At 38.9% G+C, this 17,560-nt stretch carries 15 protein-coding genes; 14 read left to right on the top strand and 1 reads right to left on the bottom strand.

The genetic code is table 11. The features are described from left to right. Positions 1-161: 161 nt before the first annotated feature. From AC2YJL_RS16210 to AC2YJL_RS16155, 12 genes are all read left to right on the top strand, one after another. The gene (locus tag AC2YJL_RS16210; RefSeq protein ID WP_195694893.1) at positions 162-1,616 is read left to right on the top strand and encodes a glycoside hydrolase family 68 protein; all 1,455 of its coding nucleotides are present in this window, start codon (positions 162-164) and stop codon (positions 1,614-1,616) included. 96 nt (positions 1,617-1,712) lie between these two features. Beyond that, a complete protein-coding gene (locus tag AC2YJL_RS16205) occupies positions 1,713-3,278 on the top strand; it encodes a glycoside hydrolase family 32 protein (RefSeq protein WP_285852694.1) in 1,566 nt (521 codons plus the stop codon). Between the two features lie 107 nt (positions 3,279-3,385). Further along, the gene (locus tag AC2YJL_RS16200) at positions 3,386-3,820 is read left to right on the top strand and encodes a ferritin-like domain-containing protein (RefSeq protein ID WP_013056263.1); all 435 of its coding nucleotides are present in this window, start codon (positions 3,386-3,388) and stop codon (positions 3,818-3,820) included. 301 nt (positions 3,821-4,121) lie between these two features. Beyond that, a complete protein-coding gene (locus tag AC2YJL_RS16195; RefSeq protein WP_060747529.1) occupies positions 4,122-5,582 on the top strand; it encodes an MDR family MFS transporter in 1,461 nt (486 codons plus the stop codon). Positions 5,583-6,067: 485 nt separating this feature from the next. Next, positions 6,068-7,258, top strand: a complete 1,191-nt coding sequence (locus AC2YJL_RS16190; RefSeq protein ID WP_487374812.1) for a glycine C-acetyltransferase — start codon at positions 6,068-6,070, stop codon at positions 7,256-7,258. 37 nt (positions 7,259-7,295) lie between these two features. Continuing rightward, positions 7,296-8,255 (top strand): L-threonine 3-dehydrogenase, encoded by a 960-nt coding sequence (locus AC2YJL_RS16185; RefSeq protein WP_251567720.1) that lies wholly within the window; start codon positions 7,296-7,298, stop codon positions 8,253-8,255. A gap of 210 nt (positions 8,256-8,465) precedes the next feature. Next, the gene (hutP, locus tag AC2YJL_RS16180; RefSeq protein WP_013056267.1) at positions 8,466-8,930 is read left to right on the top strand and encodes a histidine utilization transcription antiterminator HutP; all 465 of its coding nucleotides are present in this window, start codon (positions 8,466-8,468) and stop codon (positions 8,928-8,930) included. 360 nt (positions 8,931-9,290) lie between these two features. Next, positions 9,291-10,511 (top strand): MFS transporter, encoded by a 1,221-nt coding sequence (locus AC2YJL_RS16175; protein WP_251567722.1) that lies wholly within the window; start codon positions 9,291-9,293, stop codon positions 10,509-10,511. Positions 10,512-10,777: 266 nt separating this feature from the next. Then, on the top strand, positions 10,778-11,443 hold the full coding sequence (locus tag AC2YJL_RS16170; RefSeq protein ID WP_251567724.1) for a type 1 glutamine amidotransferase domain-containing protein: 666 nt from the start codon (positions 10,778-10,780) through the stop codon (positions 11,441-11,443). 205 nt (positions 11,444-11,648) lie between these two features. Then, entirely contained in the window at positions 11,649-11,939 is a 291-nt protein-coding gene (locus AC2YJL_RS16165) for a putative quinol monooxygenase (RefSeq protein ID WP_230932153.1), read from the top strand. A gap of 485 nt (positions 11,940-12,424) precedes the next feature. After that, entirely contained in the window at positions 12,425-13,864 is a 1,440-nt protein-coding gene (locus AC2YJL_RS16160) for an aldehyde dehydrogenase family protein (protein WP_230932154.1), read from the top strand. A 151-nt stretch (positions 13,865-14,015) separates the two neighbouring features. Then, complete coding sequence (locus AC2YJL_RS16155; protein WP_230932155.1) at positions 14,016-14,864, top strand: MBL fold metallo-hydrolase; 849 nt, start codon at positions 14,016-14,018, stop codon at positions 14,862-14,864. A 134-nt stretch (positions 14,865-14,998) separates the two neighbouring features. Here AC2YJL_RS16155 and AC2YJL_RS16150 read toward each other — a convergent pair whose 3' ends face one another. After that, the gene (locus AC2YJL_RS16150) at positions 14,999-15,235 is read right to left on the bottom strand and encodes a hypothetical protein (RefSeq protein ID WP_195694885.1); all 237 of its coding nucleotides are present in this window, start codon (positions 15,233-15,235) and stop codon (positions 14,999-15,001) included. Positions 15,236-15,403: 168 nt separating this feature from the next. Here AC2YJL_RS16150 and AC2YJL_RS16145 point away from each other — a divergent pair, with 168 nt between their 5' ends. Both AC2YJL_RS16145 and AC2YJL_RS16140 read left to right on the top strand, forming a co-directional pair. Then, positions 15,404-16,030, top strand: a complete 627-nt coding sequence (locus AC2YJL_RS16145) for a LysE family transporter (RefSeq protein WP_116737140.1) — start codon at positions 15,404-15,406, stop codon at positions 16,028-16,030. Positions 16,031-16,157: 127 nt separating this feature from the next. Continuing rightward, on the top strand, positions 16,158-17,501 hold the full coding sequence (locus AC2YJL_RS16140) for an amino acid permease (RefSeq protein ID WP_195694884.1): 1,344 nt from the start codon (positions 16,158-16,160) through the stop codon (positions 17,499-17,501). Positions 17,502-17,560: the final 59 nt, after the last annotated feature.

The raw sequence follows: 17,560 nt of genomic DNA, 5'->3' as shown, positions 1-17,560 counted from the left end.
AAAAAGATAGAAATGAGAAATAGCTACATTTGGCATGTTTGACTTTCGTCATTTATCCAAGTAATCTTTTGGTTGAACGGAACCGGTTCTGTTTTCGGATTTTTGATAGCTAATTGAATTAATAAATTTATATTCTTTACTAACACAAAAGGAGAAAACATATGAAAATGAAACGAGTTGCTAAGCATACAACTGCAGCTACATTGGCTGCAGCCCTACTAGTAGGTGGAGGATATCAAACATTTGCTAAAGGAAATGACAGTAAAGACTTTAATAATAGCTACGGCATTTCGCATATTACTCGCGATAATATGGTGAAAATTCCGCAGCAGCAAAACAGTGATCAGTTTAAAGTTCCTGCTTTTGATGAATCAACTATTAAAAACATTGCTTCTGCTAAAGGAAAAGATGCATCAGGAAATACAATTGACTTAGATGTATGGGACAGCTGGCCATTACAAAATGCTGATGGAACAGTGGCGACTTATCATGGATATCAAATTGTGTTTGCACTAGCAGGTGACCCAAAAGATTCGAATGACACGTCTGTTTATCTTTTCTATAAAAAAGCTGGAGACAAATCTATTGACAGCTGGAAAAACGCTGGAAGAGTGTTTAAAGACAGCGATAAATTCGTTCCGAATGACCCGCATCTTAAAAATCAAACACAAGAATGGTCTGGTTCTGCCACGTTAACAAAAGATGGTAAAGTTCGTTTATTCTACACAGATTATTCAGGTAAACAATACGGAAAACAAACGTTAACGACAGCTCAAGTGAACATGTCTCAGCCAGACGATACTACGTTAAAAGTTGACGGAGTAGAAGATTACAAGTCAATCTTTGATGGCGACGGAAAGATTTATCAAACGGTTCAGCAGTTTATTGATGAAGGCGGGTATGACACAGGAGATAACCATACGCTAAGAGATCCTCACTACATAGAAGACAACGGACATAAGTACCTTGTTTTCGAAGCGAACACTGGAACAGAAGATGGCTATCAAGGCGAAGACTCTTTATATAACAGAGCATACTATGGAGGAAACAATCCTTTCTTCCAATCTGAAAAGAAAAAGCTTCTTGAAGGATCTAATAAAGAAAAAGCTTCTTTAGCAAACGGGGCTTTAGGCATTATTGAGTTAAATGACGACTATACGCTCAAAAAAGTAATGAAGCCGCTTATTACATCAAACACAGTTACAGACGAAATTGAACGTGCAAACATCTTCAAAAAAGATGGAAAATGGTATTTGTTCACCGATTCTCGCGGATCTAAAATGACAATTGATGGAATCGGACAAGATGATGTGTATATGCTAGGCTATGTTTCAAATACGTTAACAGGAAAATATAAGCCTTTAAATGATACAGGATTAGTTCTTCATATGGATTTAGATCCTAATGATAAAACATTTACGTATTCTCACTTTGCTGTACCTCAAACAAAAGGCGATAATGTCGTTATTACAAGCTACATGACAAATAGAGGCTTTTATGAAGACAATCACTCTACATTTGCACCAAGCTTCTTAGTAAATATTAACGGTTCAAAAACATCTGTTGTAAAAGATAGTGTTCTTGAGCAAGGTCAGTTAACAGTAGATGAAGACTGAGCGCTTTGCAATAGCAACAAAAGAAAATGGTGATTGTAATCACCATTTTCTTTTGTTTTATTCGATGTAGACAAAAAAGAGAAAGGTGGGGTTTGTTTGAAGAAAAAAGGTGCTTATAAATGGATAGCGCTTGCCGTTCTTTTAGTTGTAATAGCCGGACTCATTATAGCAGCCGTATCCAAAAAAGAGGATACAAAAGACCATGGAAAAGAAAAAGAGAATAAAAGTGAATCCACTTACCGCCCAGTGTATCACTTCAGCACGCCTGATAAATGGAAAAATGATCCTCAAAAGCCCATTTATTTTGACGGGAAATATCATTACTATTACTTATACAATCATGATTATCCTAAAGGGAACGGGACGGAATGGCGACATGCAACGTCTAAAGATTTGGTTCATTGGAAAGATGAAGGAGTAGCTATTCCAAAGTATACAAATAAAAATGGCGATATATGGTCCGGATCGGTTGTAGAAGATAAAGAGAACACAGCAGGGTTTGGTAAAGGCGCAATTGTAGCGATTATGACCCAGCCTTCTGCCGATGGACAAAAGCAAGAACAGTATCTATGGTATAGTACCGATAGAGGAAAAACCTTTAAATCATATAGCAAAAATCCTATCATGCCTAATCCAGGCACCAAAGATTTTAGAGATCCCAAAGTCATATGGGATAATGAACATGAAAAGTGGGTTCTCGTCATGTCAGAAGGTGAAAAAATCGGATTTTATGAATCTTCTAATCTAAAGGATTGGACGTATACGGGAGGATTTGTAACTAAAGATATTGGCATTACCGAATGTCCAGACCTTTTTCAAATGAAGGCAGATGACGGGACAGTTAAGTGGGTTCTCGGGACAAGTGCAAATGGAAAAGAAAGCGGAAAGCCAAACACCTATGCTTATTGGACAGGAATTTACGATGGAACAACATTCACTCCCGATCTGGACGAGCCGCAATGGCTCGATCATGGCTTCGATTGGTACGGAGCAGTCACGTTTGAAGACGGTAAAAATAAAGGTTCCTTAAAAAAACGCTACGCTTTTGCATGGATGAATAACTGGGATTATCCAGATAAGACGCCAACGATGAAAGAAGGGTTTAACGGCTTCGATTCAGTAACCCGTGAAATTATGCTTTCAAAACAAGACGACAATCAGTACAGCCTGTTATCAAAGCCTGTCGAAGAATTAAATCAGCTAACTGATTCAACAAACTCTCTTGAACAAGTAGAAGTGAATGGAGAGAAAAAGTTAAAGATAAAAGGTGAAGCTTATCAGCTTGATACAGATATTTCATGGTCAGATGCAGAAAATGTAGGCTTACGACTTCGAGAGTCCGCCGATCAAAAGCGGCACATTGATGTGGGTATTTTTGCAAAAGATAACGTCTCATATGTGAACAGAAGCTATAGCAATCAGCCTGATCAAAGCAAAGAGTATGTGGAAAGCCGTGATTACTTTGATGCAGGCAAGAAAAATGTTCATTTGAAGATATTAGTAGATAAAACAAGTATTGAAGTCTTTGTTGATGATGGGAAAACCGTGCATTCTAGCGAGGTGTTTCCGCGTCACAACGACCAAGGAATTACGCTTTTCTCTCAAGGAGGAACGTCTCTCTTTAAAAATATAGAAATCAAACATTTTCGTTCCATTCAGTAATTTCCCTACTTTTAAAAAGAAGGAGCAGAATATCGCCTTATTGTGGTTTAGTACTAGGCAGAAAGGGTACATGTCTACTAACAGCAAATGAAAGGGTGTTTATTCAAATGGAAGAGAAAATGAGACAACTAATAGAGGGACTTAATACCGATTTAGCGGGTGAATATTCGGCGGTTATTCAGTACACTTACTATGCGTCTACAGTAACTGGCCTAGAATATCAAATTTTAAAACCTTTCTTTGAAGGAGAAATTCCTGACGAGCAAGGACACGCCCTTTATTTATCGGAAAAAATTAAAAACCTTGGCGGTGAGCCAACAACAAAGCCGGCTGAGGTGAAGCACGTTTCAAACGTGACGGAAATGCTTAAAGAAGCGAGCAAGGCTGAAAAAGAAACTATCCAGCGCTACGAAGAGCGTAAAAAACAAGCAGAAGAGTTAGGGTTAACAGAGCTTGTTGTAAAGCTTGAAGATATGATTGCAGATGAAACAAATCATATGGAAGAAATGGAACGTTTATTAAAAGATCCCCGACTAAGTTAATCATACAAAATACGTAAAAGCATCCCGTACCAGGTGTTACGGGGTGCTTTTTTGTAATTTGAAAAGGAAATAAAACATCATGTACGCATGTTTCTATAAATGAAAGGAAAGTCATATTTTTGAAATTATCTATCGCTTTGAAAAAATTTATAGTAAAATAATTATTTGGCTGCATATGGCAGCAACTATACGCGGGGCATCACATACATATAAAGGCTAAAAGGGTATCCATATATTGAAACCGCTTTTATTTTCTATAAAAAAAACCATGGTATGCCCGCAGTTACAAGGAGAGAGAAAGATGAGGAAACGAATCATGACAGCGCTGCTGCTTGTCACTGTTTTAGCTGCAATGGAAGGAACCATTGTCAGTACGGCTGTTCCAAGAATTACAAGTGATTTGTCGGGCATTGAGCTAGTTAGCTGGGTATATGCCATTTATATGCTGACAACTGCTGTATCTACACCTATATACGGAAAGTTAGCGGATCTATTCGGCCGCAAAAAAGTGATGCTTGTTGGAATCATTATTTTCTTAATCGGATCGATACTTTGCGGACTTAGCTTTTCGATGCAGCAATTAATTGTCTATAGAGCTATCCAAGGGCTGGGCGCCGGGGTCGTTATGCCGCTTACAATGATTATTATTGGCGACTTGTATGAAGAAGCAAAAGAAAGAGCCAAAGCGCAAGGATGGATTAGCGCAGTTTGGGGAGTTGCGGGAGTTCTCGGACCTCTTCTTGGGGGATTCTTAGTGGATACGCTGTCTTGGCGATATATTTTCTTTTTGAATATACCGTTTGGACTAATGGCTTTTTTTGTTCTTTTAGTAAACTATAAAGAAGAAGTGGTAAAAGAAAAACGCTATATCGATTATATTGGAGCGGTGACGTTTTCAGTGGGAACAATTGCGTTTTTATACGCGCTTTTAACCGGAAGTCAGCATCAAAACTGGGGAGATCCGACCATTATAGGGTTATTTGTTCTAGCTGTTCTGACATTCATTGGCTTTATTTATATAGAAAAGAAATCGCCCGAACCTCTTATCCCGCTTGAACTGTTTTCCATTCGAAGTGTATCTGTTATAAACTTATTAACACTTCTTGTCGGATCAGTAGTTATTAGTATTACGGTCTACCTTCCAATTTGGAGTCAAGGAGTGCTGGGGAAAAGTGCAACCGCTGCTGGTTTTGTATTAATGCCTATGCCAGTATGCTGGACGATTGGTTCACTGCTTTCAGGGAATTTAGTAGGGCGTCTTAAAACGCACTCCATCCTTACGCTGGGCACGGCCATTGTAAGTACGGCTTGTTTTATGCTGTTTTTAGTTTCCACCCACTCACCCGTATTTTTAATTTATGTAGCCGTTGGGGTCCTTGGGTTAGGAATGGGTATTATTACGCCTATTTTTATGCTGGTTATTCAATCAGCGGTCCCGGCTAGCAAAAGAGGAGTAGCGGTGGCTCTTAATACGTTTACAAATACATTTAGTCAAACGCTAGGTTCTGCGGTGTTTGGTACAATCTTTAACTTAGTGACACTTTCACAAGCAAAGAAATTAGGGCAAGAAAATTTAAATGCTTCGTTTGAGACAGGCGGAGTACCAGCAGAAGAACTGTCAAAACTGCATGAAATTCTTGCATCAGGTGTTCACATTATTTACAGTGGAACATTTTTAGCTGCATTACTAAGCTTTGCTGTTTCATGCTTCCTAGTAAAAACAAGACATGAAAAAATAAAAAATATATCTGTGCAAAAGTAACGAAAGAGGCTGAAACACAAGTATTTTAGTTGAAGGACAATCCGAACGAGTTTGATTAGGAATCAAACTCGTTCGGATTTTTTATAGGTATGGTGAATGTAGCTTTCACATATCTAGCTGCTTTTAGCTGTTGATTGGATTGATTTCGTTATATATCAGTCTCTTCTTTTAAAAAAATATCAAAGAAAGAAAGAAAAAAGATATTGTCTGATAACGTTCACGCAAACTCATTCATAATAAGAAGGATTTTTATCAATGCAGAAAATTTTTTATTTTTTGTTTTTTTAGTATGGACATTTACCTAGTTGTTGATTATTATGAATTCTATAAGCATTGAATTTTAAGCGCTTTCAAAAGAAACATTTGTCTTTCTCAGGAATACACTTGATTTTTAACTCATATACTGTAAGTGCTTAGATGAATCTTTTAATGGGGAAAAGAGAAGTTTATAAGACGTGTTGAACAACAATGAGGGGGTATGGAAGATGACAAGCAGACGTTTAAAAGAATTCTTGAATAATAATTTAGAAGATTTAAAAGATAAAGGATTATACAATGTCATTAATTCGGTAGAGGGGCCCAATGGACCTGTGATTCAAATTGAGGGAAAGCAATTAATTAATTTATCATCCAACAATTATTTGGGGCTTGCTACAGACGAGAGGCTTATTAATGCGTGCAACGAAGCCACTAAAAAATACGGAGTGGGGGCTGGAGCTGTCCGAACGATTAATGGAACTCTAGATATTCATATTAAGCTAGAGGAAAAGCTAGCCGAGTTTAAGCATACAGAAGCAGCTATAGCTTATCAGTCTGGGTTTAACTGTAATATGGCAGCCATCTCCGCGGTTATGGATAAACATGATGCAATTTTATCAGATGAGCTGAATCACGCTTCAATTATTGACGGATGCCGGCTATCAAAAGCAAAAATTATTCCTTTTAAGCATTCGGATATGGAAGATCTTCGTGCAAAAGCAGGCGAAGCACAAAAATCCGATTTATATAATAAAATAATGGTAATTACCGATGGTGTGTTCTCAATGGATGGAGACATTGCTAAGCTTCCGGAAATTGTAGAAATCGCAGAGGAATTTGACTTAATCACATACGTAGATGATGCTCACGGGTCGGGCGTATTAGGGAACGGCATGGGCACAGTTAAACATTTTGGCTTATCTGAAAAAGTAGACTTCCAGATTGGAACATTATCAAAAGCGATTGGAGCTGTAGGTGGGTACGTAGCCGGAAAAAAAGACTTAATCGACTGGTTAAAAGTAAGAAGCCGTCCGTTTTTGTTTTCGACTGCTATTACACCAGGCACGGCTGCTGCCTGTATGAAAGCAATTGAAATCCTAAGCACAAGTACAGAGCTGCAGCAGCAAATGTGGGAAAACAGTCGGTATTTAAAGCAAGGATTAAAAGAACTAGGCTTTAACATTGGGGAAAGTGAAACACCTATCACTCCGTGCATCATAGGAGATGAAAACCAAACCCAGATTTTTAGTAAGAGATTAATAGAAGAAGGGGTATACGCTAAATCAATTGTTTTCCCAACCGTTCCAAGAGGGACAGGACGCGTTCGCAATATGCCGATGGCTGCTCATACGAAAGAAATGTTAGATGAAGCACTTCGTATCTACAAAAAAGTAGGCAAGGAAATGAAATTAATCTAAACGTTGAATCTAGGCAGTACACGAGGAGGATATTGACATGAAAAAAGTATTAATAACGGGTTCTTTAGGGCAAATCGGTTCTGAGTTAACGGCGAAAATGAGAGAGATATATGGTTCAGAAAATATTATTGCCACCGATATTCGCAAAACGACGAGCGATGTCGTGACTTCAGGTACATTCGAGATTTTAGATGTAACGGATCAGACTGCGTTATTTACGATCGCTAAAAAGCATAAAGTTGATACGATTATTCACTTGGCTGCGCTGTTATCAGCGACAGCCGAGCAAAAACCGCTTCTAGCTTGGAATCTAAATATGGGCGGATTAGTAAACGCGCTCGAAGTAGCACGCGAGCTTCAGTGTCAATTTTTTACTCCAAGTTCAATTGGTGCATTTGGTCCAACGACTCCAAAAGACTGGACGCCGCAGGATACAATTCAACGTCCTACCACGATGTATGGTGTTAATAAAGTAGCGGGTGAATTACTTTGCGATTACTACCACCATAAATTCGGAGTAGATACACGAGGGCTGCGTTTTCCAGGCTTAATTTCATACGTAACGCCTCCAGGTGGAGGGACAACGGACTACGCTGTTGAAATTTATTATGAAGCCGTTAAACATAAGCGCTATACGTCTTATATCGACAAAGGAACATATATGGATATGATGTATATGCCTGATGCACTGAACGCTGTTATCCAACTAATGGAAGCAGACGGTTCTAAGCTGAACCATCGAAATTCATTTAACGTTTCTGCCATGAGCTTTGATCCAGAACAAATGGCGACTGAAATCAGAAAAACGATTCCGGAATTTGTGCTGAATTATCAAGTAGATCCTGTTCGACAAGCAATTGCGGAAAGCTGGCCTAACCATATAGATTCCAGCTGTGCAATAGAAGAGTGGGGGTTTAAAACAGAATATAACCTAGAAAAAATGACGAGAGAGATGCTGGGAAAGTTAAAAGTTGAATCACAGCTTGTCTTAACGTAAGTAGAGAAAAATGATTTCTTCTTTAAAATTAAAGTAAGCGCTTACTAAAAGGTAGGTTACTTGTTTATGCAAGTTCTACTTCGTAACAGTGGTGGACAGTACACATAAATCTCCTAATCCTTTAAGTGAGCGCTCGTTCGTTGAATAATCAGCACCTTTGTAAGTACCGTCTGTTAAAATAATAAGGGGATAGAAGGGAGGGAATGACAGTTGAGCAATAAATTTCAACAAGTTAATGATTTTTCAATGGGAAGATTAACATCTTTACTCGTTCTTTTACATAATACGGAACTAGCTGAAGGTATTGAAAAGGAAATTAATGAGAGAGGATACAGCTACACAGTAGGAAAAGTCGGAGCGATGGAGCTGTCTAAAGTCGTGGCGGCAATTGAAACGAGCGCCAAGACAAACAAAATTATTAATGCCCAGTCGTACCGGGAAGTTCACGCTCTTTATCATGCTATACTTGAAGCCATTCAAGGAGTTAGTCGAGGAACGCTGCAGCTGGGTGATATTTTACGGACGGTAGGACTCACATTTTCAATCGTGCGCGGAAAAATTGAGTTTTCAGGATCAAGCGACGAATGGATTAGCGTTTGTGTGTATGGAACGATAGGTGCGCCTAAAAAAGGCTTTGAACATGATACATTAGGCTTTGGTTTTAACCACATTTAAAAAATAATGAACGAAATAGTACGAATGTAAAAATTGAGAGATGTACATAGACATAGCTGCTTTAAAGAAGATATTTTTCTTATTGAAAGGTTCTGTGCGGCGTGTTAACATAATAATTAATATAATAACTGCCTTTAAGACGGTCCAGAGAGGCCGAAAAGGACGGATCACTCATTTACTGCTTCTATGCCTATCTGTGCCCTTTTGCCCTCTGCGACAAAAGGGCTTTTATGTGTTACTTACCTCTTTTAAACGAAGTCCAGAGAGGCTTCAAAAGAGAATGGAGATATGTTATTTATCCATTCCTTCAAAAAAGAAAGAGCGTTGATACGGAAAGAATACACTGGAGGGTGGAACAACATGAATTATCGTAACAAGACAGTTGTAGCATCAGTAGCAGGTTTGACGTTAGAAGGGATGGACATTATGTTTATCTCGTTTGCTATGTCAATGATTATTGCTGAATTTCACATTGATTTAGCAACAGGTGGACTTATTTCTTCTATTACGAATATAGGAATGCTGATAGGTGGAGTCATCTTCGGAATTTTAGCAGATAAATTTGGAAGAGTGCGGGTTTTTACCTACACGGTTCTTCTATTTGCAGTCGGAACGGCATTAACAGGTTTTGCAGCAAATGTTGAACAAGTGTATGCTTCGCGATTTATTGCCGGAATTGGGGCTGGAGGAGAGTACGGGATTGGTATGGCTCTTGTAGCAGAAGCGTGGCCGAAACATAAGCAAGGACGAGCTTCATCCTATGTTAGTATTGGCGCACAATTTGGAGTGATCCTTGCGGCGCTTTTAAGTTCTCTAATCCTGCCGATTTTCGGATGGAGAGCGCTGTTTTTTGTGGGAGTCATCCCGGTCATTTTTGCTTTTATCGTACGAAAAAATTTAAACGAATCTCCTGAGTGGCTACAAGCTCAAAAAGAGAAAACAGCGGTTGTTAAAAATAATGGTAAGCTTCGTCAATTATTCGCTACGCCTAGGACGGCGATGACGACTATTTCGCTGGCAGTGATGGCTACAGTCCAAATTGCAGGCTATAACGGACTGATGATATGGCTTCCATCTATGCTTCAGCAATCACAAGGCCTCTCTGTTTCAAGTTCAGCTCTTTGGACAATCAGTACAGCCGTGGGAATGATTATAGGCATGCTAACATTTGGTCAATTTATGGACCGTTTTGGATCGAAACGTACTTTTGGAATCTTTCTTCTTGCTTCAGCTTGTGCGGTATTTTTATACTCGTATGCCGAAGGAGGTGCAGGGCTGCTTATAGGAGGAGCTGTGGTCGGATTTTTCTCAAACGGAATGTTCGCGGGATACGGAGCATTGATCAGCAGCCACTATTCAGTAGAAGTTCGCAGCACTGCAACGAACACCATTTTTAACTTTGGGCGAGCGCTCGGAGGGTTATCACCCATTCTTGTCGGCTATCTTTTGCAAAGCTATGATATGACAGTAGCGATGACGTACTTGGCGGGGCTATACTGTATTTCGTTTATTTTTATGGTAAGTCTTAAAAGAACGGGAGAAAAGAAAGTGAAACAAATGGACGCTCAATCTGTTCTTTAAAATAAAAGATAGATTCTATGCTTTTCTGGAAAAAACCGCGCTTACTCAAAAGGGCGGTTTTTTCGAGTGTATAAAAAATAAGTTCAGGTGTTATATGGTTGTTTCTTTCGCAGATGCTTTATTAACAAAGACCTCTACATTATCTATAAAAATATTTATGGATAGGCAGATATTTTCTAATTTGTATTATAGTAATTCCTCTCTTACAATATGGTGTGTAAGGCGGAAACAGAAAATACTATCTTTATTTACAGGAGGACGTTACTATGTCTAAACATATATTAATGGTCGTAACAACGGCTGACAAAATGAAAGAAAATCATCCAACAGGCCTTTGGCTTTCAGAATTTGGTGAAGCGTATGTAGAGTTCAAAAATGCTGGATTTACGATTACTGTGGCAAGTCCTCTAGGAGGAAAAGCGCCGGTGGATGCTCGTAGCCTTGAAGGAGAGACTTCTCAAGAAATCTTAAATACAGCTAAGCATCTAGAGAATACCCTAAAACTTGATACAATTACAGACAGTGCTAAATTCGATGCTGTTTTCTTACCAGGCGGTCACGGCACGATGTTTGATCTGCCAGATAATCAAATGCTCCACGCTTTAATTCGTGAACTATACGAAGGAGACAAAGTAGTAGCCGCTGTATGCCATGGACCGGCAGGCTTAGTAGGTGTTACATTATCAGATGAAAAGCCGTTGGTCGAAGGAAAAGATGTCGCTGCGTTTACAGATAATGAAGAACGTGAAACAACATTGGACCGCTTCATGCCGTTTCTTTTGGAAACGCGTCTGCGTGAACTGGGTGCAAATGTAGTAACTGCTCCAAACTGGACAGATAATGTACAAGCAGACGGAAACTTGATAACAGGTCAAAATCCTCAGTCAACAATCAGTGTAGCAAAAGCAGTTGTGAAACAATTATTGAAATAAGATGTAAAGAAGCCTGTAGGCTTATAGCCTACAGGCTTCTTTTATCAACAGCATGAAGAAAGAGCGCTGTTGATAACATGGATGTTTTGCTGTCTTGGACTAGAGAAATCAATCATCATACAAAAAATATGATGGTCAGTGTAATAAATACAAAAAGAGGGAAGCTTTTTATGGGAAATATTTTTTAAAGAAATGAGGAAAAACGATGTCAGAAATTATTATTAACGCCATTTTGAAAGCCAAGCCAGGAAAAGAAGAAGAGCTTCGATCAGAGTTAGTAAAAGTTATTGAACCATCAAGAGGAGAAAAAGGATGTATTCAATACACTCTCTACCAGGATACAGACAAAGCAGGTACATTTGTTTTTTATGAGAAATGGAAAAGCAAAGAAGATATTGAAGCTCACATTGAAACACCTCACTATCAACAATACAGACAGCAAACAGAACCGTTAATTGAAAGCAGAGTGGTACATCGTTTGCAAGAAGTACGTTAATACAAAAGAGGTTGGGCCTAAAGTATTTTAGTGGAAAGAAGATCCGAATGAGGAATCGAGATTCTTGATAGAGAATCAAACTCGTTCGGATTTTTTTTGGTTACGTTGTATGTAGGTTTCATTTAATGAGACCATGCAGGAGCGTAAGCGATGAGGGGGCTCATCGACAACCTTGGAAAGCGAAGGCTTGCACGAAAATCAACAGCGGTATAACAAATAATCCACTACTTTATCCCATTTGTTCATCTTTAAATTGGCTTGATTTCGTTAGGACTCAATCTCTGTTGGTTATAAAAAACTAAAAAGCTGCAGAGGAAAAAAATTCACCTGCGAAAAGCCGATTGGAAAAGGGATAAGGCAGTGAAAGAAACAAAAATAATAGAAGCGGTGTTTGAGAAGCAGACAGGCGGGTAGATAAAAACTAGATGACATAGTTCAACAATTAACAAAATAAAAGTAACAAACTAAAAGGAGAGATCAAATCAATGCGTACAAACTTAAAACACTTTATTAACGGAGAATGGGTTGAATCAACAGGAAACGAAACGTCAGATGTGATCAATCCTGCTACTGAAAAATCAATTGGTAAAATTAGCTTAGGTACAAAAGAAGATCTAGATAAAGCCGTGGCAGCAGCTAAAGCAGCTCTTCCCACATTTTCAAAAACAACAAAAGAAGAGCGAATCAAAATGCTTCGCAATATTGCAAAAGGATATGAAAAGCGTAAACAGGAACTTATCGAAGTTATGACTGAAGAGCTTGGCGCTCCTTTAAAGATTTCAGAAGAAGTTCACTATGAAATGGGACTTAGCCACTTTAAAGAAGCAGCTAATGCACTTGAAGATTACACATTTGAAAAAGATCATGGAAGCTACAAGGTCGTGAAAGAGTCTATTGGAGTAAGCGGACTTATTACACCATGGAACTTCCCAACAAATCAGACGTCTACTAAAATTGCAGGAGCTATCGCAGCAGGAAGCCCAATGGTATTAAAACCATCTGAACTTACACCGTATGCAGCGATGATATTAGCAGAAATCATTGATGAAGCTGGCGTACCAAAAGGTGCCTTTAACCTTGTAAACGGAACGGGAAGCACAATCGGTGACGGTATTAGTTCTCACCCGGACATTGATTTTGTATCATTCACAGGATCAGGTGCTGTAGGTGAGAAAATTATGCAAAACGCGGCTAAAACAATCAAAAAAGTAGCGCTTGAGCTAGGCGGGAAATCACCGCTAGTTGTATTAGAGGATGCGGATGTAGAAGAAGCGGCTAAAATAGCAGTTTCACACATTGCAATGAATACAGGGCAAGTATGTACGGCAGCAACACGTATTATCATTCCTGCCTCCATGAAGGAAAAATTTGAAGAAGCAGTGAAGAAGGTTCTGCCATCATTCCCAGTTGGTAATCCGTTAGATAAAGACAACGTAACTGGACCGCTCGTAGCGGAAAAACAGTGGGATCGAGTACAGGATTATATTAAAAAAGGAATGGACGAAGGTGCAACACTTCTTACTGGCGGAACGGGCAAACCAGACGGCTTAGAGACAGGATACTTTGTTAAACCGACAGTCTTTACTGATGTTTCAAATGATATGGTTATTGCACAAGAAGAAATCTTTGGACCTGTAACAACTATTATTACGTATGATGATCTAGAGCAAGCTCTTGAAATTGCAAATGATACAATTTATGGACTTGCAGGCTATGCGGTCGGAAAAGACCAAGAAACACTTGACTATGTTGCTAAAAATATTAGAGCTGGTCAAATCATTGTTAACGATGCCGAGCAAGACAGAGCTGCACCATTCGGTGGATTTAAGCAATCTGGTATTGGACGCGAATGGGGAGCATTTGGTATCGAAGAATATCTAGAGCCAAAAGCGATCATGGGCGTTAAAGTTCCAGCAAAAGTATAATTGGTGTAAAAAAAGAAAGGAGTTTTTCTCCTTTCTTTTTTTATGGATACATAAAAGAGAGCTAGTTAAAAAAAGAATAACGAAAGCAAAGGTGGATAGCATAAACGTGTATGGCGCATATGAAGTGACACGTTAAAGGAGGGAATTATAATTGGATAGAGAGATGCACGGAAGTTCATCAACGGAAAGCTTTATTCCCATGAGCTCTATAGCCAGTGGAAAAGGAGTCGAAGTGACGCGGGATATCTACAGCTACACTACACAGATTGTTAACATATGTTTTATAGGAAATCCAGATAAAGACAATAGTTTTGTACTTGTGGATGCGGGAATGCCTAATTCGGCTTCTATGATTATCGAAGAGGCAGAGGAAAGGTTTGGAAAAGGAAAAAAACCAAAAGCAATTATTCTTACACATGCACATTTTGATCATATTGGATCTATTATTGAACTAGTGGAGAAGTGGAACATACCGGTATATGCACATCCACTTGAACTTCCATATGTGACGGGTGAAAAAAATTATCCTGCACCGGATGGTACAGTGGAAGGCGGGCTCGTGGCAAAGCTTTCTCCACTATTTCCAACGGAAGCCATTGATTTAGGCTCTCATGTGCAAGCTTTACCAGTCGACGGCTCTGTACCTCATATGCCGGAATGGGAATGGATTCACACCCCTGGTCATTCTCCAGGACATATTTCTCTTTTTAGAAAGCAGGATCTTGCACTTATCGCTGGAGATGCTTTTGTTACCACTAAGCAAGAATATTTACTGGATGTACTAGAGCAAGAATTGGAGATTAGCGGTCCTCCTCGTTATTTAACTACGGACTGGGCATCTGCCCAAAAATCAGTTGAAGTGCTTCAGTCACTTCATCCGTCTGTGGCGGTGACAGGACATGGAAAACCCGTTTCCGGCGAATGGCTTTCAACTAATTTATTGAAGCTTACGAAGAATTTTGATGAAATTGCTCGTCCTGATTACGGAAAGTATGTATAAGAATAAAAAAATTGTAATCTTTACGCAGCTCTTAAAAGCTGCAGGTGAAGATCAAAAGCTCTACGAACTCACTGAGTTCGTAGAGCTTTTTCAGTTTTTCGTATAAAAGTGAAAAAAGGTTGTTATTATCCTTATTAAAAATTTTGCTGAATAGCCTGCTGGGTTTCGCGTAAGTGTCTTAAGTGTTCTTCCATTCGTCTTAATTCTTTATCACCAGACGTCGCTTCTTTTTGTTCATTAATTTGCTGCTGAACGATATTCAAATGCATTTGAGCATTTTGAAAATTAGCTCCATTCAAATTCATCTGTCCTTGATAAACAGCCTGCTCAGCTAATTGTAGTGCTTCTTTAATATGAGTGTATGAATTCATGCCTCTCTCATCCTTCTGTATAGTATTTACAGTTAACATGCGCTGCTTTTTCGTCGCTATACAAAAGGATTTAGAAAAAAAATAAAAATTACGTAGTACAAGCTAAGCAGGCTGCATACATTTATCATAGTTCAATTTATAAAACCTCAGAAGCAGGGAGGGATACATGTGGGAGCTTTTTTCAGCTATATGTTATTAGGGCTATCGTTAGCCGCACCAATCGGTCCCATCAACGCCGCTCAGCTTGATAAAGGAATCAAAAATGGTTTTCTACATGCTTGGTTCTTAGGGATAGGAGCAACATCGGTTGACGCTCTTTATATGCTTGTAGTTTATTTTGGGTCCGTTCATTTTTTAAGCAGCGATTTTATGAAAACGTTTCTTTTTTCGTTTGGATGCTTCGTATTAATTTATACCGGTATTGAAGGGTTAATGAGCGCAGGGAAAATTACACAGCATAGAAACGCAAAAGGAGATTCGGTCGTAAAGTGTTTTTTTTCAGGTTTTTTACTTTCATTAACAAACCCGCTTACTATTCTGTTTTGGCTCGGTATTTATGGCTCTGTTTTAGCCAAAACAGCTAATACATACGAAACAGAACAGCTTATTTTATACAGCTGTGCTATTTTTACAGGGATTTTATGCTGGGATATTGCTATGGCAGCTTTAGCAAGCACTTTTCGAAGGTATTTAGCAGCGACGTTTTTGACCGCAGTTTCCGTTATATCCGGTCTTTCTCTAATAGGATTTGGTATATATTTCGGCTGGCAAGCTGTACAGCAATTCATTATTTAAAAGGGGAGAAAGCAGAACTGAATTTAAAGCGTTTTCTATCTGCTGAAAAATAGTAGAAAGCCGCCTCTTTTTACGCATAAATTTTTCAAACTATCACACACTACATCGAGGTGTAAGGAGTGATAGTATGAAAAAGAAAATAGGCTGCGGAAGTCAGGTTGAAGGGAAATTAAAATGGTGGCAGCTATCTTTAATCGGAGTAGGGTGCATCATCGGTACAGGCTATTTTTTAGGGTCAAGTATTGCAATAAAAGCAGCCGGCCCCGCTGTATTAATCGCCTTTTTATTAGCAGCAGTATGTACGTTTATTGTATTTGACGCTCTTGCTAAAATGAGTGCTCAAGATCCTCAAAAAGGCTCTTTTCGTTCCTATGCAAAGAAAGCTTATGGAAGATGGGCCGGATTTAGCAGCGGATGGGTATACTGGAGTTCAGAGATGCTGATCATGGGGAGTCAGCTCACGGCTTTATCTCTTTTTACGCGTTTTTGGTTTGACGGTATTCCACTGTGGGTCTTTGCCTCTATTTATGCTGTTTTAGGCATTGCTGTTGTATTAATTGGGACAAAAGGTTTTGAACGAATGGAAAATGTATTTGCTGTCACAAAAGTGGCTGCTATTTTAATGTTTATTATATTAGCTAGTCTCGCTTTATTTGGATTTCTTGACGAAGGTGCCAAACAAGGAGTGCCGCGAACGATAAGTGAAGTATTTCCCCACGGGTTTTTAGGTTTATGGGGCGCTTTGCTTTATGCCTTTTATGCTTTCGGCGGCATCGAAGTCATGGGAATCATGACGGTTCGTTTAGAAAAACAAGAAGACGCACCGAAAGCGGGAAGAAGTATGCTTATTCTCCTCGGAATTATTTATATTGTTTCACTGAGTTTAGCTATTTTAATTGTGCCATTTCATGATTTTTATGGAAATCAAAGTCCATTCATAACGGCTTTAGAAACATATCACCTTCCATTTTTCCCTCATGTTTTTAATGGAGCAATGATTATTGCGGGTTTCTCAACAATGTCAGCGTCTTTTTTTTCCGTAACAACAATGATTGTCACTCTTTCAGAAGATGGAGATGCTCCTGCATTGTTTTCAAAGCAAGAAAAGAAAAAGCTGCAGTTTCCTTTACCGGCCTTGCTTTTGACAACATCGGGATTAGTTATTTCTATTGTTTTGTCCTTGCTATTGCCCGGGAAAATTTATGAGTACATCACAACAGCAGCGGGGCTGATGCTGATTTATAACTGGTTCTTTATTTTAATTTCTTTTCATCGTTTAATGGAACAAACCGTGTGGGATAAAGTAAAACAAGCTATTGGTATCTTGTTAATCTTACTAGCAGTAAGCGGCACGCTGTTAGAATCAGCAAGCAGACCAGGTTTCTTTGCAAGCTTAGGCTTTCTAATTGTCATAAGCCTTGTTATTTTAAAACTGCGCCATAAGTGGAAAGAAGAAGAAGCCGCTAGCTAACATATATTTAATCTTTATGAGGTACACTATGCACGTTGTACAATTACAAAAATAAAAGG

It is taken from the genome of Priestia sp. SRI_019 (assembly GCF_057586255.1).
This window is presented reverse-complemented; position numbering and strand designations above follow the sequence as displayed.

Bases quoted from the DNA above. Each gene is read 5' to 3' on its own strand.
- AC2YJL_RS16160 (WP_230932154.1), top strand. From the start codon at position 12,425: ATGCGTACAAACTTAAAACACTTTATTAACGGAGAATGGGTTGAATCA.
- AC2YJL_RS16185 (WP_251567720.1), top strand. From the start codon at position 7,296: ATGAAAAAAGTATTAATAACGGGTTCTTTAGGGCAAATCGGTTCTGAG.
- AC2YJL_RS16190 (WP_487374812.1), top strand. From the start codon at position 6,068: ATGACAAGCAGACGTTTAAAAGAATTCTTGAATAATAATTTAGAAGAT.
- AC2YJL_RS16210 (WP_195694893.1), top strand. From the start codon at position 162: ATGAAAATGAAACGAGTTGCTAAGCATACAACTGCAGCTACATTGGCT.
- AC2YJL_RS16195 (WP_060747529.1), top strand. From the start codon at position 4,122: ATGAGGAAACGAATCATGACAGCGCTGCTGCTTGTCACTGTTTTAGCT.
- AC2YJL_RS16170 (WP_251567724.1), top strand. From the start codon at position 10,778: ATGTCTAAACATATATTAATGGTCGTAACAACGGCTGACAAAATGAAA.
- AC2YJL_RS16150 (WP_195694885.1), bottom strand. From the start codon at position 15,235: ATGAATTCATACACTCATATTAAAGAAGCACTACAATTAGCTGAGCAG.
- AC2YJL_RS16200 (WP_013056263.1), top strand. From the start codon at position 3,386: ATGGAAGAGAAAATGAGACAACTAATAGAGGGACTTAATACCGATTTA.
- AC2YJL_RS16140 (WP_195694884.1), top strand. From the start codon at position 16,158: ATGAAAAAGAAAATAGGCTGCGGAAGTCAGGTTGAAGGGAAATTAAAA.
- AC2YJL_RS16175 (WP_251567722.1), top strand. From the start codon at position 9,291: ATGAATTATCGTAACAAGACAGTTGTAGCATCAGTAGCAGGTTTGACG.
- AC2YJL_RS16165 (WP_230932153.1), top strand. From the start codon at position 11,649: ATGTCAGAAATTATTATTAACGCCATTTTGAAAGCCAAGCCAGGAAAA.